Below are 17,857 nucleotides of genomic sequence, written 5' to 3'. Positions count from 1 at the left end.
CCGGATGGCGGCGGGGATGTTTTGCCGGGTCTTGCGGCACAGGCCCGGTAGTGCTTCGATCTGGATGGTGAAGCCGCGCATGGTCCGCACTTCGTTATCGCTGGGGCTGATCTGCAGGCGAATGCCGAGGTTCTCGTAGAGTTTGCGCTGCATGTGTTCCAGGTCTGCCAGGCTCTGCAGATTCTCCAGGCGCTCGAGCAGGCGCTTTTCTTCCTGGCGGGTCAGCAGCAGGATGCGCATGTCCTGCAGCGTTTCACGGCCGCAATTGCAGGCGCCGGGCGGGCAGGGGGAGCGGGTCGGCAGGGAGGCGTTCATGACCTCCAGCATAGCGACGCCAACGGGCGTTTGCCCAGAGGCGAGCCGCAGCCTGTCGTCGGGCGGCTCGCCTGCTGTCGCTTAATCCTGCTTGAGCTTCCAGGTGCCCGGCAACGACAGGTCACCGGAGCTGATGTCCCACACGCTGCTGACACACAGCAGCGGATTGTGCAGGTCGGCGTTGACCTTCAGCGCTGCCGTTACACCGTCGTAGTTGAAGCTCTGCGGGAAGCCTACCGCTGCCAGCGGTACGCTGATCTGCGCAGCGTTCTTGTCCACGCTCAGCGCGTAACCGGGAGAGTCGATGTAGATCGGCGCACCCGGCCAGGTGGCGGGCAATTTCGGCTTGGTCCCTTTGGGGATGTCACGCACCTTGAGCCCGCTCGGGCCGCAGCTTTCATCCTTGCTCAAGACCACCCAGTGGGAATGCCACAGGCCGCCGTCGTTGTCGCTCTTGCCATCGCGGTTTTCGTCGAGCTGCGGGGTGTCATCGAAATCCGGGTGCGAGGTCAGGGCCAGGGCGAGGATCCCGGCCTTGGCCTCGAAGCCGACGCTGCTGCTGTCCAGGCTGGTGGGCCAGACGTAGCTGTAGACCTCGGCCCCGGCAAACGCGCCCTTGGCGCTCGGCAGGCGGCTACCGGCCTTGCCGTCGACCAGTTGTTCGAACACCAGATTGTCGCCTTGCTTGAAGACGCGGGTCTGGACCAGATCGAAGGCGGCTTCGGCATTGCCCTTGACGCTGTTGATGCCAGGGGTTTCATGGGCCCAGACCTGGGTGGCGAGCAGGCTGAGGGTGAAGGCCAGGGTACGCTTCATGGGATGACTCCTGTGGAATTATGGTTTCGAATCGATACCAAATAGCCTAAACACATCCCGGCCTTTGTCAATATAGTTTTTATTCGATACTATCTATCGACGTGATCAACCGAGGCTACACACCGTGCTATTCGACCTGTTGGAAAGGCTGTCGAGCCTGACCCGCGTCTGGTTCCGCCAGCACCCGCTGTTGGCCGATCTGCAGCCGATCCAGCTCAGCGCCTTGCTGTACCTGGCGCGCTGCAACCGCTATTCCAATACGCCGCTGGCGGTAACCGAGTACCTGGGGCTGACCAAGGGCACGGTCTCGCAATCGCTCAAGGCCCTGGAGGCCAAGGGCTTGATCGTCAAGACCCAGGATGCGGCGGACAAACGCAGCGTGCACCTGAGCCTGACCGAACCTGCCCGGGCCTTGCTCGATGCGGTGATGCCGCCGGATTTTCTGGCCGCCGCTAGCGCGCGCATGGGCACGCGTGCTCAGGACCTGGAAAGCTTGCTTGCTGACCTGTTGCGCACTGTCCAACGCAGCGAGAACGTACCGGGATTCGGCTTGTGCAAGACCTGCCGGTTTCACCGCAAGACTGCCAGCGGTGGCTTTTGCGAACTGACCCAAGAGCCGCTGGCCGCGGCCGAGCGCGAACTGATCTGCCGCGAGCATCAGCTCGCCGAAACGACGGAGTAATGCCGATGAAGCTTGAAACTGTGTTGACCGGCACGGCCGTACCCTTCACCCGGCCAGGTTCCAGTAGTGCGATCGCCAAACAGCCACGCAGCGGCGAACTGGCGGTGACGGCGCTCGGCCTGGCGGGCGACGAACAGGGTGATCTGCGGGTGCATGGCGGCAAGGAAAAAGCCATTCATCATTACCCGCGCGAGCACTATGCGCTGTGGGCTGAAGAGTTGGGTGAGCACCCGTTGCTACAGGCACCCGGTGCCTTTGGCGAGAACCTCAGCACCTACGGCTGGACCGAGCAGAGCGTATGTCTGGGTGATCGCTTGCGGGTGGGCACGGCGGTGCTGGAAGTTTCCCAGGGGCGCATGCCGTGCTGGAAGCTCAATGATCGTTTCGGGGTCAAGGACATGTCGTTGCGCGTCCAGCAAAGCGGTCGTACCGGTTGGTATTACCGGGTGCTGGAGGAGGGCGTGCTGGCGGCGGGGATGGCGCTCGAACTGGTCGAGCGGCCGCATCCGCAGTGGTCGGTAGCTCGGCTGGCGTCTGTGTTGTTCGACAAGCGTGTGGATCGTGAAATCATTCGCCAGTGCCTGGAATTGCCTCTGGTGCCGAACTGGCAGCGAACCCTGGCGCGCCGCCTGGAACAGGCTGAAGTGGAGGACTGGGCCCCGCGTCTGCAGGGACCGCAGGTGTAAGATTTATCGCGGGGCAAGCCCGCTCCCACCGGGATGGTGATGGCCCGGTGGGAGCGGGCTTGCCCCGCGAAAAGACTCAAGGCGTGATCGCGACCTTCATCACCCCATCGCGCTGGTGCGCAAACAGCTCATAAGCGGCCTCGATATCGTCCAGCTTGAAACGGTGAGTGACCAACGGCTTGAGATCGACGCTGCCGCTGCCGACCACCTCCATCAACCGGCGCATGCGCTCCTTGCCACCGGGGCACAGGGTGCTGACGATGCTGTAGTCGCCCAGGCCTGCGGCAAAGGCCGACAGCGGGATGGTCAGGTCGGACGAGTACACGCCCAGGCTCGACAAGGTGCCGCCCGGGCGCAGGATGCGCAGGGCCGACTCGAAAGTTGATTGAGTGCCGAGCGCTTCGATGGCGACATCCACACCGCGGCCGTGGGTCAGGGCCATGATCTGTTCCACCACATTGCCCTGTTTGAAATCGACCACGTGGGTGGCCCCCAACTGACGCGCAACCGTCAGGCGCGCAGCAACGGTATCAACACCGATAATGGTGGTCGCGCCCATCAAACGGGCACCCGCTAAGGCGCACAGGCCGATGGGCCCGAGGGCGAACACGGCGACCGTGTCACCAATACGCACGCCACCGCGTTCGGCCCCGGAAAAGCCGGTGGACATGATGTCCGGGCACATCAGTACCTGTTCATCGCTGAGGCCGTCGGGGATCGGTGACAGGTTGGCCATGGCATCGGGCACCAACACATACTCAGCCTGGCAGCCATCGATGGTGTTGCCAAACTTCCAGCCGCCTGCGGGGCGAAAGCCGTGTGGCGTGCCCGGACCATCCTGGGATGCGCAACCGCACAGACAGGCGTAGCTATGGCCGCTGGGGGTGATCGCCCCGGCGATGACCCGCTGGCCTTCGCTAAAACCCTGAACCTGGCTGCCGAGCTTTTCAATGATGCCGACCGGCTCGTGACCGATGGTCAGGCCTTTAGCGACCGGGTACTCGCCACGCAGGATGTGCACGTCGGTGCCGCAGATCGTTGTGGTGGTAACGCGTACTAGCGCGTCGGAGGGACCGACATCGGGGATGGGTTTTTCATCCAGAACGATGCGGTTCTTTTCAACGAAGATTGCCGCTTTCATGCGGGACATGGCCATTTCTCCTGAACAGGTGTGCGTGGCTGGGGCGTGCAGTCTGTGTTCAGGGTGCGCGTTTGGCGGGCGTAAGGCCAGTGATCAGGATCAATATGAAGGGGGAAACGCATCGCGGGGCAAGCCCGCTCCCACAGGTTTTACCTCAACCTGGTGGGAGCGGGCTTGCCCCGCGATTGCAGCTAGATCAGGCCGCAGAGCTCAGCTTGTTACCGCCTTGAGCCTTGACCATCTGCTTGCGGCAGGCGTCGCCAAAGGCCTGGAACATCTTCACCGAATCCGGGTTCTTCGCCGCTTGCCATTCCGGGTGCCATTGCACCGCAAACAGGAAAGGCGACAGGCTCGGTGCATGGATCGCCTCTACCAGGCCATCTTCGGCATAAGCCAGCGGCTCGATGCCTTTGCCGAGGTTTTTCAGGCCCTGGCCGTGCAGCGAGTTGACGCGGATCTCGTTGCCTTGCAGCAGCTTCTGCAGCCAGCTGCCTTGCTCCAGACGCACGCTGTGCACAGCGCTGTACTGCACGTCGACCGGATCTTCCGGGTTTTCCCGGTGATCGTTGAAGCCGGCTTCTGCGTAGACCTTCTGGTAGATGTCGCCACCCAGGGCTACGTTGATTTCCTGCATGCCACGGCAGATGCCGAAAATCGGCAGGCCACGGGCGATGGCGGCTTTCACCAGGGGCAGGTCGAACAGGTCGCGGTCACGATCCTGGGCTTTGCCCGGGGTCTGGTTTTCCTGGCCGTAGAGCGCTGGGTCGATGTTGCTGCCCGCACCGGTGAGGTAAACACCGTCAGCCATGTCCAGGTAGGTTTCGAGGTCTTCGATGCCGCAGCAGGTCGGTACCAGGACGGGTACGCAACCGGCGTGTTCAACCAGCGGCACGATGTATTTGTGGGTCATGACCTGATAATCGTGACCTTTGCGCTCCTGGGCGCCCATGGTCATCAGGACGACGGGTTTGCGAAGGGTTTGTTTCTTATTGCCAATGTTGCTGTTGGGCATATGTCACCTTGGGACAGGCGCGGCCTGTCATTATTGTGCAGGCGCGCTGCTGAAACCTTTGCGCTACCTGAGGTTTCGAGCACTGCCGGAAGGGCGCTGAGGGCGCGTATTTCCGGTCGAAACCTGTCATACAGCTTGCCAGAGCCGTTTAATATGTCAAACGACTTCAGATTGCGCGGGCGAAGCTTGTCATTGCTTCGGTGCAATTATCGCTGCGCATGCCTTGCCAGCCGGCGCTGTGGGCGTTTGTCGCGGTTAATTATATTTGACAGCCGGGCGGCCACTGGCCACCTATACTTTTGCCATCGGCAACAGCCTGCAGTCGTTGACCGGGCCAAGACGCCTCTGATCCTGTGGTCGTGCCTTTTGTAGTCGTCGGATGCGAGTCGTCCTCTCAACGCTGCAAGGGGTACAGATCATGGATATTGTCAGTCTGGTGGTTCAGATCATTGCCGGGGTAGTGGGCGGCAATGCTGTCGGCATGAGCAAACAAAGCATGGGGCCTGGGCTCAATTCGATCGTCGGGGGTATCGGCGGGGTGGTGCTCGGGCAGATTGTCGCGGCGGTAACCGGTGAGCCTGCGGCTGCGGCCGCCGGTGGCGGAGTGGACCTGGCCGCACTGATCAGCAGCATTATCGGCGGGGGTGCCGGGGGCGCGGTGCTGACCTTTATCATCGGCCTGATCAAGTCGAAGATGCATCCGCAATAAAGGTGAATCTATCGCGGGGCAAGCCCGCTCCCACAGTAGGAGCGGGCTTGCCCCGCGATTGCATCAATGCAAAATCTGCGCGAGAAAGCCCTTGGCCCGCGCCGTCTGCGGGTTATTGAAAAACGCCTCGGGGCTGGCATCTTCAATAATCTGCCCGCCATCCAGAAACAGCACCCGCTCGGCCACCTGACGGGCAAAGCCCATCTCATGGGTGACGCAGAGCATGGTCATGCCGGTATCCGCCAGTTTCACCAGCACATCCAGCACTTCGGCGACCATTTCCGGGTCGAGCGCCGAGGTCGGTTCGTCGAACAGCATGATCTTCGGCTTCATGCACAGCGCCCGGGCAATCGCCACGCGCTGTTGCTGCCCACCCGAAAGCTGGCTGGGGTATTTGTTGGCCTGGCTCTCGATACCCACCTTGTTGAGATAGAAGCGTGCACGTTCCTCCGCTTCCTTGCGCGATAAACCGCGCACGCTCATCGGCGCCAGGGTGCAATTGTCCAGAACACTCATGTGCGGGAACAGGTTGAAGTGCTGGAACACCATGCCGATTTCACTGCGCACATCGGCGGCCTGGCGGGTGGTCAGGGCCAGGTCGGTGTCGTTGACTCGAATGACTCCTTTCTCGGCGATTTCCAGGCGGTTGATGCAGCGGATCAGCGTGGATTTGCCCGAACCCGAAGGCCCGCACAGGACAATGCGCTCACCTTCGCGCACGTTCAGGTTGATGTCGTGCAGCACATGATAGGCACCGTAATGCTTGTTCAAACCCTCGATGCTGACCACGATTTTGCGCGGGTCGGCGTTGGGGGCGGGGCTGGTTGCTGCAAGGCTCAGTGAAGCGGTCATATTGTTATTCTCCCGCGATCAATTGAAGCGTGCCGCGCTGTACGGCGCAGGGTCGGTAAAGGTTGCCTCGCCGGTGAGCATCTCGGCCAGCAGGCGGCCGCTGACCGGCCCCAGCGTCAGGCCGTGATGGGCGTGGCCGAAGTTGAACCACAGGCCCTTGTGGCGTGCCGCCGGGCCGATCACCGGGCGCATATCCGGCAGGCAAGGGCGTCGCCCCAGCCACGGCTGGGCGTCGAGGCGCTGGCCAAGGGGGAAGATCCTGCGCGCCAGGACTTCACAGCGCTTGAGTTGAATCTCGTTGGCGGCGTCGCCGCTGGCGGCGAACTCGATGCCGGTGGTCAGGCGGATGCCCTGGGCCATCGGTGCGAGCACATAGCCACCTTGGCCATCGCAGATCGAATGCTTGAGTTCGGCGCCATCACGGCCCTGGTAATGCATGTGATAGCCGCGTTTGATTTCCAGCGGAATGCGATAACCCAACGGCTTGAACAGGTCAGCCGATTGCGGGCCGAGGGCGATTACCACCTCGGCGGCGGTGATCGGGCCCTGGCGGCTGTCGACCTGCCATTCGCCGGCGATCTGGCGCAGGGTACGCGCATCGCCATGGATGAACTGGCCGCCCCGTTTGACGAACAGGGCGGCATAGCCACGGGTCAGGCCGCCGGGGTTGGTGACGGTCTTGGGGTCGAGCCAGTGGATGCCACCGACCACGTTGTCGCTCAGGTCGGTTTCGCGTTGATGCAGTTGCTGGCGATCAAGCACTTCGTAGCTCAGGCCATAGGGCGCCAGGGCATGTGCATCGGCTTTGGCCTTGCTGAACGCCGCATCGTTGCGAAACACCTCGATCCAGCCATTGGCCTTGACCAGCTCGCCAAGCCCGGCGGCATCGATCAGGGCGTCGTGTTCTTCCACGCAGCGTTGCACCAGCGGCAACATGGCGTGGGTGGCGACCTTCAGGCCGGCGGCAGAGGAGTTCTGCCAGTACTTGAACAGCCACGGCGCGATCTTCGGTACGTGGGTCAGGCTGTAACGCACATCGGACTGGCGATTGAGGCCGTAGCGCAGCAGGCTCGACAGCTCCCGCGGAAAGGCATAGGGGATCACGCTGGAGCGCTCGATCAGACCGGCGTTGCCATGACTGGTGCCGCTGCCGGGCTCGTCGCGGTCGATGAGGATGACCTTGCGACCGCGGGCCTGCAGGTGAAGGGCCGTGCTGACGCCGACGATACCGGCGCCCAGAACGATGGTTTGACAATGCATTGGAACGGTCCTCACAGCAGGCTATCAGTGCAGGTGGCGGCCCAGGCGGGCTTCTATGTGTTTCAGGCTGCGGCGCACGATTTCGACGATCAGCAGGTAGAGCACGGCGGCCCACAGGTAGATCTGGAAATCGAAACTGCGCGAGAAGGCCAGTTTGGTCACGCCCATCAGGTCGTAGATGGTCACCAGCGAGGCAATCGCGCTGGCCTTGATCATCAGGATCAGTTCGTTGCCCAGCGGGCCGATGGCGACGATCATCGATTGCGGCAGGATCACCTTGAAGAAGGTGGTCGAGCGCTTCAGGCTCAGGGCCTTGGCCGCTTCATACTGGCCGGGGGCGACGGCCAGCAGCGCGCCACGGAAGATCTCCGCCTGGTAGGCGGCGGTGTTGAGGACGAAGGCCAGCAGCGTGCAGTACCAGGCTTCGCGGAAGAACCACCACATCCCCACGTCCTGCCAGAAGCCCTTGAGCGAACCCAGCCCGTAGTACAGCAAGAACAGCTGGGCCAGCAGGGGCGAACCACGGAAGAAGTAGATGTAGCCGGCACTCAGGCGCTGCAATACCAGGCTGTTGGACAAGCGTGCCAGGGCCAGCAGCATGCCGAGCAGGGCGCCGAGGGTGAAGGAAATCGCCACCAACTTGCCGGTCACCAGCAGGCCGTCGATAAAGCGCGGGCCGTAGCGTTCGAGCAGGTCGGGATCGAGGACCAGCGCCAACAGTTGATCGAAACTCATGTCCGGGCACTCCGCAGGTGACGACTGAAGTACTGCTCGATAAACACGAAAACCCGTCCCGACAGCGCCGAGAACAGCAGGTAACCGAGGCAGGCGACGCCATAGAAGAACATCGGTTCCTTGGTCACGCTGACCGCCAGGTTGGTCTGGCGCATCAGGTCAACCAGGGAGATGGTCGAGACCAGCGAGGTGTCCTTGAGCAGTGACAGCCAGTTGTTCGACAGGCCCGGCATGGCAATGCGCACCAGCTGCGGGAAGATCACCTTGCGAAAGGTTGTGGCCTTGCTCAGGCCCAGGGCCTGAGAGGCCTCGTATTGACCTTTGGCGACGGTTTTGAAAGCGCCCAGCCAGATTTCGCTGGAGAACGCGGCAAATACCAGGCTGAAGGCGATCATCGCGGCGAGGAAAGTGTTGATCAGCACTTCGCCTTCATAGCCCATGGCAGCGAGGATTTTCTGCGCGGCGATCTGGCAGCCGTAGTAGATGATCAACAGCGTCAGCAGCTCAGGCAGCCCGCGAAACACTGTTGAAAAGACGGTGGCCACGGCGCGCGGAAAGCGCTTGCGCGAGCGCGCCATCAAGGCCACGCCCAGACCGAGGGGCAAGCCGATGGGCAGGCAGGCCAGGGCCAGGGAAATCGTCACCAGGGCGCCGGCCAGCAGGGCCTGGCCCCAGCCGCCGCTGGCGAAAGATAACAGGGACAGTTGTTCGAGCATGGGCGGACCCTCTCGGTTCAAGAGTGTGTGGTGCTTGTGAGGGGGTTATCGCGGGGCAAGCCCGCTCCCACAGGTGATGAACAACCCCTGTGGGAGCGGGCTTGCCCCGCGATCAGTCACTGATAGATATCGAAGTCGAAGTAACGACTGGCGATCTTCTGGTAGGTGCCGTTGGCGACGATCTCGTCCAGGGCCTTGTTCAGGCGCTCACGCAAGGCTTCATCTTCCTTGCGCACGGCAATCGAAGCGTCAGCCTTGGTACCGTTGACGTCGCCGAGGATCTTGCAGCAGTCCTTGCCGGCCTTGCCCAGCCATTCGGTCAGCGGGAATTTGTCGGCAATCACGCCATCCAGACGGCCGGCGGCGAGGTCGGCGTTGGCTTCATCGAGGGTCGGGTAGAGTTTGACGTCGGCACCGGCCTTGCCGTAGACGTCTTCGGCGTAGATCGCCTGGGTCGAGGAGGATTGCGCGCCGACGGTATAGCCCTTGAAGGTGGTCTGCGCGTCGGTGATTTCGCTGTCCTTGGCCACCGCGACCGACAGCGGCGTTTTGTAGTAGTGGTTGGTGAAGGCGATTTTCTTGCGGCGCTCTTCGGTGTTGATCATCGACGCCACCACTGCGTCGTATTTCTTCGCCATCAACGCCGGGATGATGCCTTCCCAGTCCTGGGCCACCAGGGTGCATTCGACCTTCATCTGCTCGCACAGGGCTTTGCTGATATCGACATCAAAGCCGTGCAGCTGGTTATCCGAATCGACATAGTTGAACGGCGGGTAGGCGCCTTCGGTAGCAATTTTCAGGGTTTCGGCCTGAGCCATGGTTGCGCCGGCGAGCAGCAGGGCGCACGCACCTGCAAAGCGGATAACGGGTTTCATGTTACACCTCGATCTGTTGTTTGCACTCTTGCTATTGTTTGCTCGCTGACGTGTAGCCAACGAATTCATTGTGTAGAGCGGCAGTTGCTTCCAAGCGTTTTTCAACATCCGGTCCTAGCTTCTTGCAGACCTCGTTGACCATCAGGTGTACCCACGACAGCATCGTCGCGGTGGACTCCCAGAACAGATTGAATTCGGTGGGGATACGAAACACCTCACTGGCGTTGGCATCGGCCCAGTCACAGAAGGTGTCGGTAACCAGTGTTACCGGGATGCCCGCCTCATGGGCCTTACGGCACAGGTTCAGGGCATGGCGGGAATAGCGGCGCGCTTCGAACACCACCAGGGAGCAGTCGGCCGGGTCGCTGAGTAGCACCTCGCCGAAATGCCCGGCGCTGCCATCGACCACCTGTACACCGTCGCGCAGGTACTGCAGCAGGTGGGCCATGCACTGGGCGATGCCGCGCTCGGTCTGAAACCCGGCGACAAACACCTTGCGCCGCTGCGCCAGGCGCTGGCTGACCGTTTCCCAGGCCGGGGTGCGGCTGTATTCGTAGACCCGCACCAGCGCCCCGACTTCCTGTTCGAGGCTCCGTGCCAGGCCGGAGGCATTTTTGCCATGCTGTTGGCGGAATTCTTGCAAACGATCACCGACCAGCCACGGGCCATCGCCCAGGTCGTCCTTGAGATCGTGTTTGAGTGCCTTGAGGTGTTCGTAGCCCAGGGCCCGGCAGAAGCGCCCGACACTGGATTCGCTGACGCCGATTTTTGCCGCCAGGCTTGCCGAGGTTTCGAACGGCAGGTCGGTGAGGTTGGCGAGCATGTAGCTGGCGATCTTGCGCCCGGAAGCCGCGGCATTGTGCAGGCTGTTTTCCAGGCGTTGTTTGATCGGTTGGCTCACGGCGATTCTCGAAGGCGGTTGCACGTTGAAACAGAAAATGAATGTTTTCTGTCATCAAGTCAACATTTGACAGTTTGCTGTCACAAGAGGAAAGTTTCGCCATTGCTCATCGCTGTCGCCCATTCCAAATCCAAAAAGGGAGCTTCAGATGTCCGCACGCCCCGACACCGCAGTCACGCAGATTGCTTTTGCCGATCTGCAGGCCTTGTTGCAGCGTATTTTTGTTCGCCATGGCACCAGTGAAGCGGTGGCCCGCGCCCTGGCGTTCAACTGCGCCAGCGCCCAGCGCGATGGTGCCCACAGCCATGGTGTGTTCCGCATTCCCGGTTACGTTTCGACCCTGGCCAGTGGCTGGGTCGACGGCAAGGCTGTGCCTGACGTGGTCGATGTCGCCAGTGGTTATGTACGGGTTGACGCCAAAGGCGGCTTTGCCCAACCGGCACTGGCCGCTGCGCGTGAGCTGCTGGTGGAAAAAGCGCGCAGTGCCGGGATCGCCGTGCTGGCCATCCATAACTCGCACCATTTCGCGGCCCTGTGGCCGGATGTCGAGCCCTTCGCCGATGAAGGCCTGGTGGCCTTGAGCGTGGTCAACAGCATGACCTGCGTGGTGCCGCACGGTGCCCGCCAGCCATTGTTCGGCACCAACCCGATTGCTTTTGCCGCGCCTTGCGCCGGTAGCGACCCTATCGTCTTCGACATGGCCACCAGCGCCATGGCCCACGGTGATGTGCAGATCGCGGCGCGCAAAGGCGAGCAACTGCCCGATGGTATCGGTGTCGACAGCCAGGGCGAGCCGACCCGCGATCCGCAGAAGATTCTCGACGGCGGCGCGCTGTTGCCGTTCGGTGGGCACAAGGGCTCGGCCCTGTCGATGATGGTCGAACTGCTGGCGGCGGCACTGACCGGCGGAAACTTCTCCTGGGAGTTCGACTGGTCGCAACACCCGGGCGCGAAAACCCCTTGGACCGGACAGCTGATTATCGTGATTGATCCGGGCAAGGCCGAAGGCAGTCGCTTTGCCGAGCGCAGCCATGAGCTGGTACGGCAGATGCAGTCGGTGGGCTTGCAGCGGATGCCGGGGGAGCGGCGTTATCGTGAGCGCGAGTTGTCGGCGCGCCAGGGGGTGACGTTGTCCGTTTCCGAGCTGGAGCAGTTGCAGGCGTTGGTATAAACGGGCCCCATCGTCAGCCAGGCTGACGATGGGGCGGGCGGTTACAGGCCTTTAGGTTTCCAGGTACTGGTCTTGCTTTGCGGATCCTTTACCGGTTCGCGGTAATGATTGCAAAAGCCCTCGGTATTGGTGGAAGCGGCAAAACCGGCGGCGTTCTGCACCACTTCGTAACTGTTGGTACCCGTCCAGGTCACAATCCAGGGGATGCGTACATTGCAATCGAAGTCGCGCTTGCCGGGCTGTAACGGGTTGAGCGAAGTGCAGAGCTGTCGCAGCGTCGCCAGGTCCATGAACATCACGGTGTTGGGATACTGATGGCCGAACTCTTCGACCCTCGCTTGCAGGGTGATACCGGCACGGTGTGTCACCGCTTCACGGGTGTTGTCGATCTTCTGATTGAGAATGCGCATCGCGTCTTCAGGAACTTCAAGATCGCGTTGTATCAATTGGTTGTAGAGGTCGTCAGGTTGGCGCTGGCCAAGGATGCGGACGTGTTTGACCAGAAAGTCGGATGTGCAGTTACACATAGCGGTGTCCTCGCCGCAGCCCTGGTGGGCTGCGTTATGCAGATGGATTGATCAGGCGCTTGTCAGTGCTGGAGGTCTTTGGCCGAGGTCTTGCCCGGCCATACACCGGTCATCTGGATTTCCCGGCTTCCGGTCAGCCACTGGCCCAGCGGGCTCGGCCAGCTGAAGCTGTAGTTGTCGTTGTTTATCATTCCTTTGAACGACACCTGGGCGGTGATGTTGGTGGCATTGAGCGGAATGTTGCCAATGGTTTTCGACAGCCCGCCACTGAGGCTGAACGACTGATGCTGCTTGCCGGTAGGCGTGTCGTAGTCAAGCGTGATGCTGGTGATGTAGGTGCAGCCGGGCTGGTTGTTGAAGAGGATTTCCAGCCCGCCCAGGCGATTGATCCAGTTCGGGATCAGCAGCTCACCATCGAACGACGCAAAGGTGTAGGCAATCGGGATCGGCTGACTGGCCAGGGTGCTGGCCTTGTCGGGCCACAGGTGCTGGTCGACGCTTTTGGTCTGGTTGGTGGAAACGTAGGAGCCCTTGGCGTCGGCGCTGGCCAGCAGGTCCTGGACGCCGCCCACGGAGCCGGTCACAGAGAATGATGAGCTGTCATCTTGCGAGCCGACATTAAGGCCGCTGGTGGCATAGATGACGCTGGTGACCACGCCGAAGCCCTGGGCGATGCCGGTGCTTGAGGCCATGCTGACTCGCGTCGCCTGGTCTTTGAGCCACTGCAGGGTTTGCGGTTGGGTCAGCTGGGTGAGATCGGCAAGGTACGCTTCGGAGGAAATGCCGAATTCCGAGGCGATGGAGCCGGTGGAGGCAAAATCCCACTTCACTTCTGTGCCTGCGGTGATCTTGGTGCCGGTTTCCGGGTCGGTGGCCGAGCCGTCCAGGGTCACGCCGCTCTGAGTGCGCTTGACATTGCTCGACGACAATTTCCACTGGTTCGGCGCATTGCGCGTGCTGATGATCAGCCCGGGTGCCTGCTCCTGCACCAGGGTGAAGTCACCATTGTCGGGGGAAACAAAGCCGACGCTGCCGACCTTGAGTTTCTGGTCGAGGGTCCAGTTGCCCCAGTAAGCAGCACGGCCATTGCGGATCAGGTCGGTGAACGAGCGATTCCAGTTCATGAGGTGTATTCCTTTTCCATTGTGAGTTCGAGTGGGCCGAACAGCGACTCGCAGCGACAATCCCTGCCGCCGACCACCGGGTTGAACAACATCGGCGAAGAAATCCTCGCGCAGTGCGGGGCCCGGCAACATTCGGCAAATGCGGTATGAAACGGCCGCTCGGGCTCGACTTGACAGGGGTAGGGCAGGTCCTAGGCTTGATTTTCAGGCATGGGCCGGTGGTGCGGTGGCGAACCGTTCAGGGAGCGAACATGCGATTGAGCGACCGGGAGACCGAAGTGCTTTCGTGGGTTGCGCGTGGATTGACTGATCGCGAAGTCGCACACCGGTTGTCCATTACCTTTTCCACGGCACGTAAACACCGCGAGAATCTTCTCGACAAACTTAAGGTCGGTAGAGCCAGCGCGCTGGTGGCCATCTATCTGTGCCTGGGTGCAGCCCCGACCTTGCGGCCGGGCGGGTAAGGTCGGCATCGCCGCTGTCTGCACGTGAACAACACGTGCTGGGTTATCTGGCCCAGGGGCTGAGCGACAAGCAGGTTGCCCGCGCGCTGGGCATCAGTGACCAGACCACACGCACGCACCGGCGCAATATGCTCGGCAAGACTGCGAGCGCCAATGTTTGTGCCTTGCTGTACCTGGCCTTCACTCAAGGCTGGCTGCCCTGGCCGTGTAAGGGCCAAGGCATGCATGGGTGCACAGATTAGTTGCATCAAAGGTCATGTTGCTTCGGCGCGGCTACAGGTATCCTCGGCACAGTCCTTCTCGATTTGCCCAGACCCAAGGAGCTGCACGCTGTGTTCAAACATGTCGATGCCTATGCCGGCGATCCGATTCTCTCCCTGATGGAAACCTTCAAGGCCGATCCGCGCGCCAACAAGGTCAACCTGAGTATCGGTCTGTATTACGACGCCGCAGGCGTGGTGCCGCAACTGGCTGCTGTTGGCGAAGCTGAAAAGCGCATGGCCGGCCAGCCGCATGAAGCCTCGCTGTACCTGCCGATGGAAGGTCTGAGCAGCTATCGCCAGGCAATCCAGGCGTTGCTGTTCGGTAACGACCATCCAGCCGTGCAGGGCGGTCGTGTGGCCACCGTGCAGACTGTCGGTGGCTCTGGCGCGCTGAAAGTCGGTGCCGACTTCCTCAAGCGCTATTTCCCCGATTCGCAGGTGTGGGTCAGCAATCCGACCTGGGACAACCACCGGGCGATCTTTGAAGGTGCAGGCTTCAAGGTCAACACCTACCCGTACTTCGACCCGAACAGCCGCGGCCTGGACTTCGACGGCATGCTCGCGACCCTGCAGGGCCTGGCCGCCAACAGCATCGTGCTGCTGCACCCGTGCTGCCACAACCCGACCGGTGTCGACCTGAGCCAGGCGCAATGGCAGCAGGTCATCGAGGTGGTCAAGGCGCGTAACCTGATCCCGTTCCTTGATATCGCCTATCAGGGCTTCGGTGAAGGTCTGGTAGAAGACGCCTTTGCCATCCGCGAAGTGGCCCGTGCCGGTGTGCCGTGCCTGGTGAGCAACTCGTTCTCGAAGATCTTCTCGCTGTATGGCGAGCGGGTAGGGGGGCTGTCGGTGGTCTGCGACGATGCCGACACCGCGCAAAGTGTACTTGGCCAGCTCAAGGCCACGGTGCGCCGCAACTACTCCAGCCCGCCGGCCTTCGGTGCGCAACTGGTGGCCGCAGTGCTGGGCGATGCGGTGCTCAACGCGCAATGGGCGGCTGAAGTGGAGCAGATGCGTCTGCGCATTCTCGACATGCGTCAAGGGCTGGTCGATGCCCTGGCGGTGCTGCTGCCGGGTCAGGACTTCCAGTTCTTCCTGAGCCAGCGCGGGATGTTCAGTTACACCGGTTTGAGCGTCGAGCAGGTGCGTCGCCTACGTGACGAGTTCGGCGTGTACCTGATCGACAGTGGCCGGGTGTGCATGTCCGGGCTGCGTCCGGACAACCTGCAGCAGGTGGCTGAGGCGATTGCTGCGGTTCAGTAAGAAATCCTGATCGCGGGACAAGCCCGCTCCCACAGGTGCGGTATCCACCCTGTGGGAGCGGGCTTGCCCCGCGATGCTTTTGTAAAAGGTGCAACCGCTCCGTCGGGCGGGGCTTTGCAAGTGCAACCAATCGGCGCACAATCGCGCCCCTCTTTGTATGGTTGAGGGGCGGTGATGCCTCTGTTTCGCCACTCTCAGCCCTGTTGCAGTCTTGCGAGTGGAGTTGCACCCGGATGAATGAGCAGGCCCCGAGCGTTGAACAACGCTTCGAATCGACCCCAGTCGCCCTCGGCAGCTGGTCCCGTCAGGATACAACCTGGATGCTGGGCCTGTTTGGCACGGCGATCGGCGCTGGAACCCTGTTCTTGCCAATCAATGCCGGGCTGGGTGGCTTCTGGCCCTTGCTGATCCTGGCGTTGCTGGCATTCCCGATGACCTACTACGCCCACCGCGGTCTGACCCGCTTTGTGCTGTCCGGGCGCGATGGCGCCGACATCACCGACGTGGTCGAAGAGCACTTCGGCATTCAGGCTGGCGCCCTGATCACCCTGCTGTATTTCTTCGCCATCTTCCCGATCCTGCTGATCTACAGCGTGGCCCTGACCAACACGGTCGGCAGCTTTATGGAGCACCAGCTGCACATCGAGCCACCACCGCGCGCGGCACTGTCGTTCGTGCTGATTCTCGGCTTGCTGGCCATTGTCCGCTGCGGTGAGCAGGCGACGGTCAAGGTCATGAGCCTGCTGGTCTATCCGTTCATCGTGGCCCTGGCATTCCTCGCCGTGTTCCTGATTCCGCACTGGAGCGGCGGTATCCTCAGCACCGCCACTGAAGTGCCGTCGGGTTCGGCCTTCCTGCACACCCTGTGGCTGGCGATCCCGGTGATGGTGTTCTCGTTCAACCATTCGCCGATCATCTCGGCCTTTGCCGTCGACCAGAAGCGCCGTTACGGCGTGCACGCCGACGAGCGCAGCGGGCAGATCCTGTGCCGTGCCCACCTGCTGATGGTGGCGATGGTGATGTTCTTCGTGTTCAGCTGCGTGCTGACCCTGACCCCGGCACAACTGGCCGAAGCCAAGGCGCAGAACCTGTCGATCCTGTCGTACCTGGCCAACCACTTCAGCAACCCGACCATCGCGTTTGCCGCGCCGCTGATTGCCTTCATCGCCATCGCCAAGTCGTTCCTGGGCCACTACATCGGTGCCAGCGAGGGCCTCAAGGGCTTGATCGTCAAGACCGGCAAGCGTCCAGGCGCCAAGGCCCTGGACCGCATGACCGCCGCCTTCATGCTGGTGATCTGCTGGATCGTCGCCACCCTCAACCCGAGCATCCTCGGCATGATCGAGACCCTCGGCGGCCCGGTGATCGCGGCGATCCTGTTCCTGATGCCGATGTACGCCATCCGCAAGGTCCCGGCCATGCGTAAATACAGCGGGCAGATGTCCAACGTGTTCGTCGTGGCCGTTGGCCTGGTGGCGATCTCGGCGCTGGTCTATTCGCTGCTCAGTTGACCGGTTGACCGGCCACCCGCAAGCAGGATTGTCTGCTTTCGGGTGGCCGGTTTGTCCACAATAATTGTCTGGCAATACAACAATTTGCTTCTCCCCCATAGGTGCCCGGGCACTTTCATGATTAACTCTGGTCCTTTACCACTCACCCCGCATAAGGACTCAGCTCATGGCTCAAGTGACTCTCAAAGGCAATCCTGTTCAGGTCAACGGCGAACTGCCGAAGGTCGGCTCGAAAGCGCCAGCGTTTTCCCTGGTTGGTGCAGGCCTGGCTGACGTGACCCTGGCCAGCCTGGCCGGCAAACGCAAAGTGCTGAACATCTTCCCGAGCGTCGATACCCCGACCTGCGCTACCTCGGTGCGCACCTTCAACAAGAAGGCCAACGAACTGAACAACACCGTGGTGCTGTGCATTTCTGCTGACCTGCCGTTCGCGCAAGCGCGCTTCTGTGGCGCTGAAGGCCTGGAAAACGTCCAGAACCTGTCGACCCTGCGTGGCCGCGAGTTCATCGAGAACTACGGCGTTGCCATCGCCGACGGCCCGCTGGCCGGTCTGACCGCCCGCGCGGTGGTGGTGCTGGATGAAAATGACAACGTGCTGCACAGCGAACTGGTTGGCGAAATCGCCGACGAGCCGAACTATGAGGCTGCTCTGGCTGTCTTGAAGTAATCTGATTGCAGCGGTGGGAGCGGGCTTGCCCCGCGATTCGATGTCACTGACAGCTCGCAATCGCGGGGCAAGCCCGCTCCTACAGGTGTTAGCAATTGTTACGGCCTGGACATCGTCCAGGCCGTTTTCATTTACAGTTCATTGCCTTAGCAACGTAAGCTCAAGGT

The 17,857-nt window shown here is 61.6% G+C and carries 21 protein-coding genes; 9 read left to right on the top strand and 12 right to left on the bottom strand.

Going from position 1 to position 17,857, the window contains the following annotated elements:
• Positions 1-315 (bottom strand): hypothetical protein (locus NPS47_RS23515; RefSeq protein ID WP_274297142.1); only part of this gene is annotated, 315 nt, incomplete at its 3' end.
• Positions 316-396: 81 nt separating this feature from the next.
• On the bottom strand, positions 397-1,131 hold the full coding sequence (locus NPS47_RS23510; RefSeq protein WP_274297141.1) for a hypothetical protein: 735 nt from the start codon (positions 1,129-1,131) through the stop codon (positions 397-399).
• 124 nt (positions 1,132-1,255) lie between these two features.
• Between NPS47_RS23510 and NPS47_RS23505 the strand changes: the two genes are divergently transcribed.
• Entirely contained in the window at positions 1,256-1,813 is a 558-nt protein-coding gene (locus NPS47_RS23505) for a MarR family winged helix-turn-helix transcriptional regulator (RefSeq protein ID WP_274297140.1), read from the top strand.
• 5 nt (positions 1,814-1,818) lie between these two features.
• A complete protein-coding gene (locus tag NPS47_RS23500) occupies positions 1,819-2,499 on the top strand; it encodes an MOSC domain-containing protein (protein WP_425313548.1) in 681 nt (226 codons plus the stop codon).
• 76 nt (positions 2,500-2,575) lie between these two features.
• Here NPS47_RS23500 and NPS47_RS23495 read toward each other — a convergent pair whose 3' ends face one another.
• Both NPS47_RS23495 and NPS47_RS23490 read right to left on the bottom strand, forming a co-directional pair.
• Positions 2,576-3,649, bottom strand: coding sequence for an NAD(P)-dependent alcohol dehydrogenase (locus tag NPS47_RS23495; RefSeq protein WP_274297138.1), 1,074 nt, complete (start codon positions 3,647-3,649; stop codon positions 2,576-2,578).
• A gap of 187 nt (positions 3,650-3,836) precedes the next feature.
• Complete coding sequence (locus tag NPS47_RS23490) at positions 3,837-4,652, bottom strand: gamma-glutamyl-gamma-aminobutyrate hydrolase family protein (RefSeq protein ID WP_274297137.1); 816 nt, start codon at positions 4,650-4,652, stop codon at positions 3,837-3,839.
• A 418-nt stretch (positions 4,653-5,070) separates the two neighbouring features.
• Here NPS47_RS23490 and NPS47_RS23485 point away from each other — a divergent pair, with 418 nt between their 5' ends.
• Positions 5,071-5,361, top strand: a complete 291-nt coding sequence (locus tag NPS47_RS23485; protein ID WP_274297136.1) for a hypothetical protein — start codon at positions 5,071-5,073, stop codon at positions 5,359-5,361.
• Positions 5,362-5,424: 63 nt separating this feature from the next.
• Here the strand turns inward: NPS47_RS23485 and NPS47_RS23480 are convergent, their stop codons facing one another.
• The 6 genes from NPS47_RS23480 to NPS47_RS23455 all read right to left on the bottom strand — a co-directional run bounded on the left by NPS47_RS23480 (position 5,425) and on the right by NPS47_RS23455 (position 10,700).
• Positions 5,425-6,213: an amino acid ABC transporter ATP-binding protein gene (locus NPS47_RS23480; protein ID WP_274297135.1), complete on the bottom strand. Its 789-nt coding sequence runs from the start codon at positions 6,211-6,213 to the stop codon at positions 5,425-5,427.
• A gap of 18 nt (positions 6,214-6,231) precedes the next feature.
• Positions 6,232-7,473 (bottom strand): NAD(P)/FAD-dependent oxidoreductase, encoded by a 1,242-nt coding sequence (locus tag NPS47_RS23475; protein WP_274297134.1) that lies wholly within the window; start codon positions 7,471-7,473, stop codon positions 6,232-6,234.
• A 24-nt stretch (positions 7,474-7,497) separates the two neighbouring features.
• Positions 7,498-8,208: an ABC transporter permease gene (locus tag NPS47_RS23470; protein ID WP_274297133.1), complete on the bottom strand. Its 711-nt coding sequence runs from the start codon at positions 8,206-8,208 to the stop codon at positions 7,498-7,500.
• Positions 8,205-8,924, bottom strand: a complete 720-nt coding sequence (locus tag NPS47_RS23465) for an ABC transporter permease (protein ID WP_038611434.1) — start codon at positions 8,922-8,924, stop codon at positions 8,205-8,207. The genes NPS47_RS23470 and NPS47_RS23465 overlap by 4 nt, the downstream gene beginning before the upstream one ends.
• 116 nt (positions 8,925-9,040) lie before the next feature.
• On the bottom strand, positions 9,041-9,799 hold the full coding sequence (locus tag NPS47_RS23460) for a transporter substrate-binding domain-containing protein (RefSeq protein WP_274297132.1): 759 nt from the start codon (positions 9,797-9,799) through the stop codon (positions 9,041-9,043).
• A gap of 31 nt (positions 9,800-9,830) precedes the next feature.
• Positions 9,831-10,700: a MurR/RpiR family transcriptional regulator gene (locus NPS47_RS23455; protein WP_274297131.1), complete on the bottom strand. Its 870-nt coding sequence runs from the start codon at positions 10,698-10,700 to the stop codon at positions 9,831-9,833.
• A gap of 148 nt (positions 10,701-10,848) precedes the next feature.
• Between NPS47_RS23455 and NPS47_RS23450 the strand changes: the two genes are divergently transcribed.
• Complete coding sequence (locus tag NPS47_RS23450) at positions 10,849-11,871, top strand: Ldh family oxidoreductase (RefSeq protein ID WP_274297130.1); 1,023 nt, start codon at positions 10,849-10,851, stop codon at positions 11,869-11,871.
• Positions 11,872-11,912: 41 nt separating this feature from the next.
• Here the strand turns inward: NPS47_RS23450 and NPS47_RS23445 are convergent, their stop codons facing one another.
• Positions 11,913-12,398, bottom strand: coding sequence for a hypothetical protein (locus NPS47_RS23445; RefSeq protein WP_274297129.1), 486 nt, complete (start codon positions 12,396-12,398; stop codon positions 11,913-11,915).
• Between the two features lie 62 nt (positions 12,399-12,460).
• Positions 12,461-13,522: a hypothetical protein gene (locus NPS47_RS23440; protein WP_274297128.1), complete on the bottom strand. Its 1,062-nt coding sequence runs from the start codon at positions 13,520-13,522 to the stop codon at positions 12,461-12,463.
• A gap of 146 nt (positions 13,523-13,668) precedes the next feature.
• Between NPS47_RS23440 and NPS47_RS25875 the strand changes: the two genes are divergently transcribed.
• The 5 genes from NPS47_RS25875 to tpx all read left to right on the top strand — a co-directional run bounded on the left by NPS47_RS25875 (position 13,669) and on the right by tpx (position 17,690).
• Positions 13,669-13,986 (top strand): response regulator transcription factor, encoded by a 318-nt coding sequence (locus NPS47_RS25875; RefSeq protein WP_425313547.1) that lies wholly within the window; start codon positions 13,669-13,671, stop codon positions 13,984-13,986.
• Positions 13,947-14,228 carry a response regulator transcription factor gene (locus NPS47_RS23435; protein ID WP_274297127.1) on the top strand — a complete coding sequence of 94 codons (282 nt, stop codon included), beginning with the start codon at positions 13,947-13,949 and terminating at the stop codon, positions 14,226-14,228. The genes NPS47_RS25875 and NPS47_RS23435 overlap by 40 nt, the downstream gene beginning before the upstream one ends.
• A gap of 90 nt (positions 14,229-14,318) precedes the next feature.
• The gene (locus NPS47_RS23430) at positions 14,319-15,512 is read left to right on the top strand and encodes an aromatic amino acid transaminase (protein WP_274297126.1); all 1,194 of its coding nucleotides are present in this window, start codon (positions 14,319-14,321) and stop codon (positions 15,510-15,512) included.
• A gap of 233 nt (positions 15,513-15,745) precedes the next feature.
• Positions 15,746-17,023 (top strand): serine/threonine transporter, encoded by a 1,278-nt coding sequence (locus NPS47_RS23425; RefSeq protein WP_274297125.1) that lies wholly within the window; start codon positions 15,746-15,748, stop codon positions 17,021-17,023.
• Between the two features lie 166 nt (positions 17,024-17,189).
• On the top strand, positions 17,190-17,690 hold the full coding sequence (gene tpx / locus NPS47_RS23420; protein ID WP_274297124.1) for a thiol peroxidase: 501 nt from the start codon (positions 17,190-17,192) through the stop codon (positions 17,688-17,690).
• Positions 17,691-17,857 lie beyond the last annotated feature (167 nt).

Source organism: Pseudomonas putida (assembly GCF_028682475.1).
Lineage (GTDB): Bacteria > Pseudomonadota > Gammaproteobacteria > Pseudomonadales > Pseudomonadaceae > Aquipseudomonas > Aquipseudomonas putida_AG.
The sequence above is the reverse complement of the archived record's forward strand: the minus strand, read 5'-3'. Positions and strand labels throughout refer to the sequence as shown.

Excerpts from the sequence above, each read along its gene's own strand:
- NPS47_RS23510 (WP_274297141.1), bottom strand. The coding sequence starts at position 1,131 with ATGAAGCGTACCCTGGCCTTCACCCTCAGCCTGCTCGCCACCCAGGTC.
- NPS47_RS23500 (WP_425313548.1), top strand. The coding sequence starts at position 1,819 with ATGAAGCTTGAAACTGTGTTGACCGGCACGGCCGTACCCTTCACCCGG.
- NPS47_RS23495 (WP_274297138.1), bottom strand. The coding sequence starts at position 3,649 with ATGTCCCGCATGAAAGCGGCAATCTTCGTTGAAAAGAACCGCATCGTT.
- NPS47_RS23490 (WP_274297137.1), bottom strand. The coding sequence starts at position 4,652 with ATGCCCAACAGCAACATTGGCAATAAGAAACAAACCCTTCGCAAACCC.
- NPS47_RS23485 (WP_274297136.1), top strand. The coding sequence starts at position 5,071 with ATGGATATTGTCAGTCTGGTGGTTCAGATCATTGCCGGGGTAGTGGGC.
- NPS47_RS23480 (WP_274297135.1), bottom strand. The coding sequence starts at position 6,213 with ATGACCGCTTCACTGAGCCTTGCAGCAACCAGCCCCGCCCCCAACGCC.
- NPS47_RS23475 (WP_274297134.1), bottom strand. The coding sequence starts at position 7,473 with ATGCATTGTCAAACCATCGTTCTGGGCGCCGGTATCGTCGGCGTCAGC.
- NPS47_RS23470 (WP_274297133.1), bottom strand. The coding sequence starts at position 8,208 with ATGAGTTTCGATCAACTGTTGGCGCTGGTCCTCGATCCCGACCTGCTC.
- NPS47_RS23465 (WP_038611434.1), bottom strand. The coding sequence starts at position 8,924 with ATGCTCGAACAACTGTCCCTGTTATCTTTCGCCAGCGGCGGCTGGGGC.
- NPS47_RS23460 (WP_274297132.1), bottom strand. The coding sequence starts at position 9,799 with ATGAAACCCGTTATCCGCTTTGCAGGTGCGTGCGCCCTGCTGCTCGCC.
- NPS47_RS23450 (WP_274297130.1), top strand. The coding sequence starts at position 10,849 with ATGTCCGCACGCCCCGACACCGCAGTCACGCAGATTGCTTTTGCCGAT.
- NPS47_RS23445 (WP_274297129.1), bottom strand. The coding sequence starts at position 12,398 with ATGTGTAACTGCACATCCGACTTTCTGGTCAAACACGTCCGCATCCTT.
- NPS47_RS23440 (WP_274297128.1), bottom strand. The coding sequence starts at position 13,522 with ATGAACTGGAATCGCTCGTTCACCGACCTGATCCGCAATGGCCGTGCT.
- NPS47_RS25875 (WP_425313547.1), top strand. The coding sequence starts at position 13,669 with ATGAAACGGCCGCTCGGGCTCGACTTGACAGGGGTAGGGCAGGTCCTA.
- NPS47_RS23425 (WP_274297125.1), top strand. The coding sequence starts at position 15,746 with ATGAATGAGCAGGCCCCGAGCGTTGAACAACGCTTCGAATCGACCCCA.
- tpx (WP_274297124.1), top strand. The coding sequence starts at position 17,190 with ATGGCTCAAGTGACTCTCAAAGGCAATCCTGTTCAGGTCAACGGCGAA.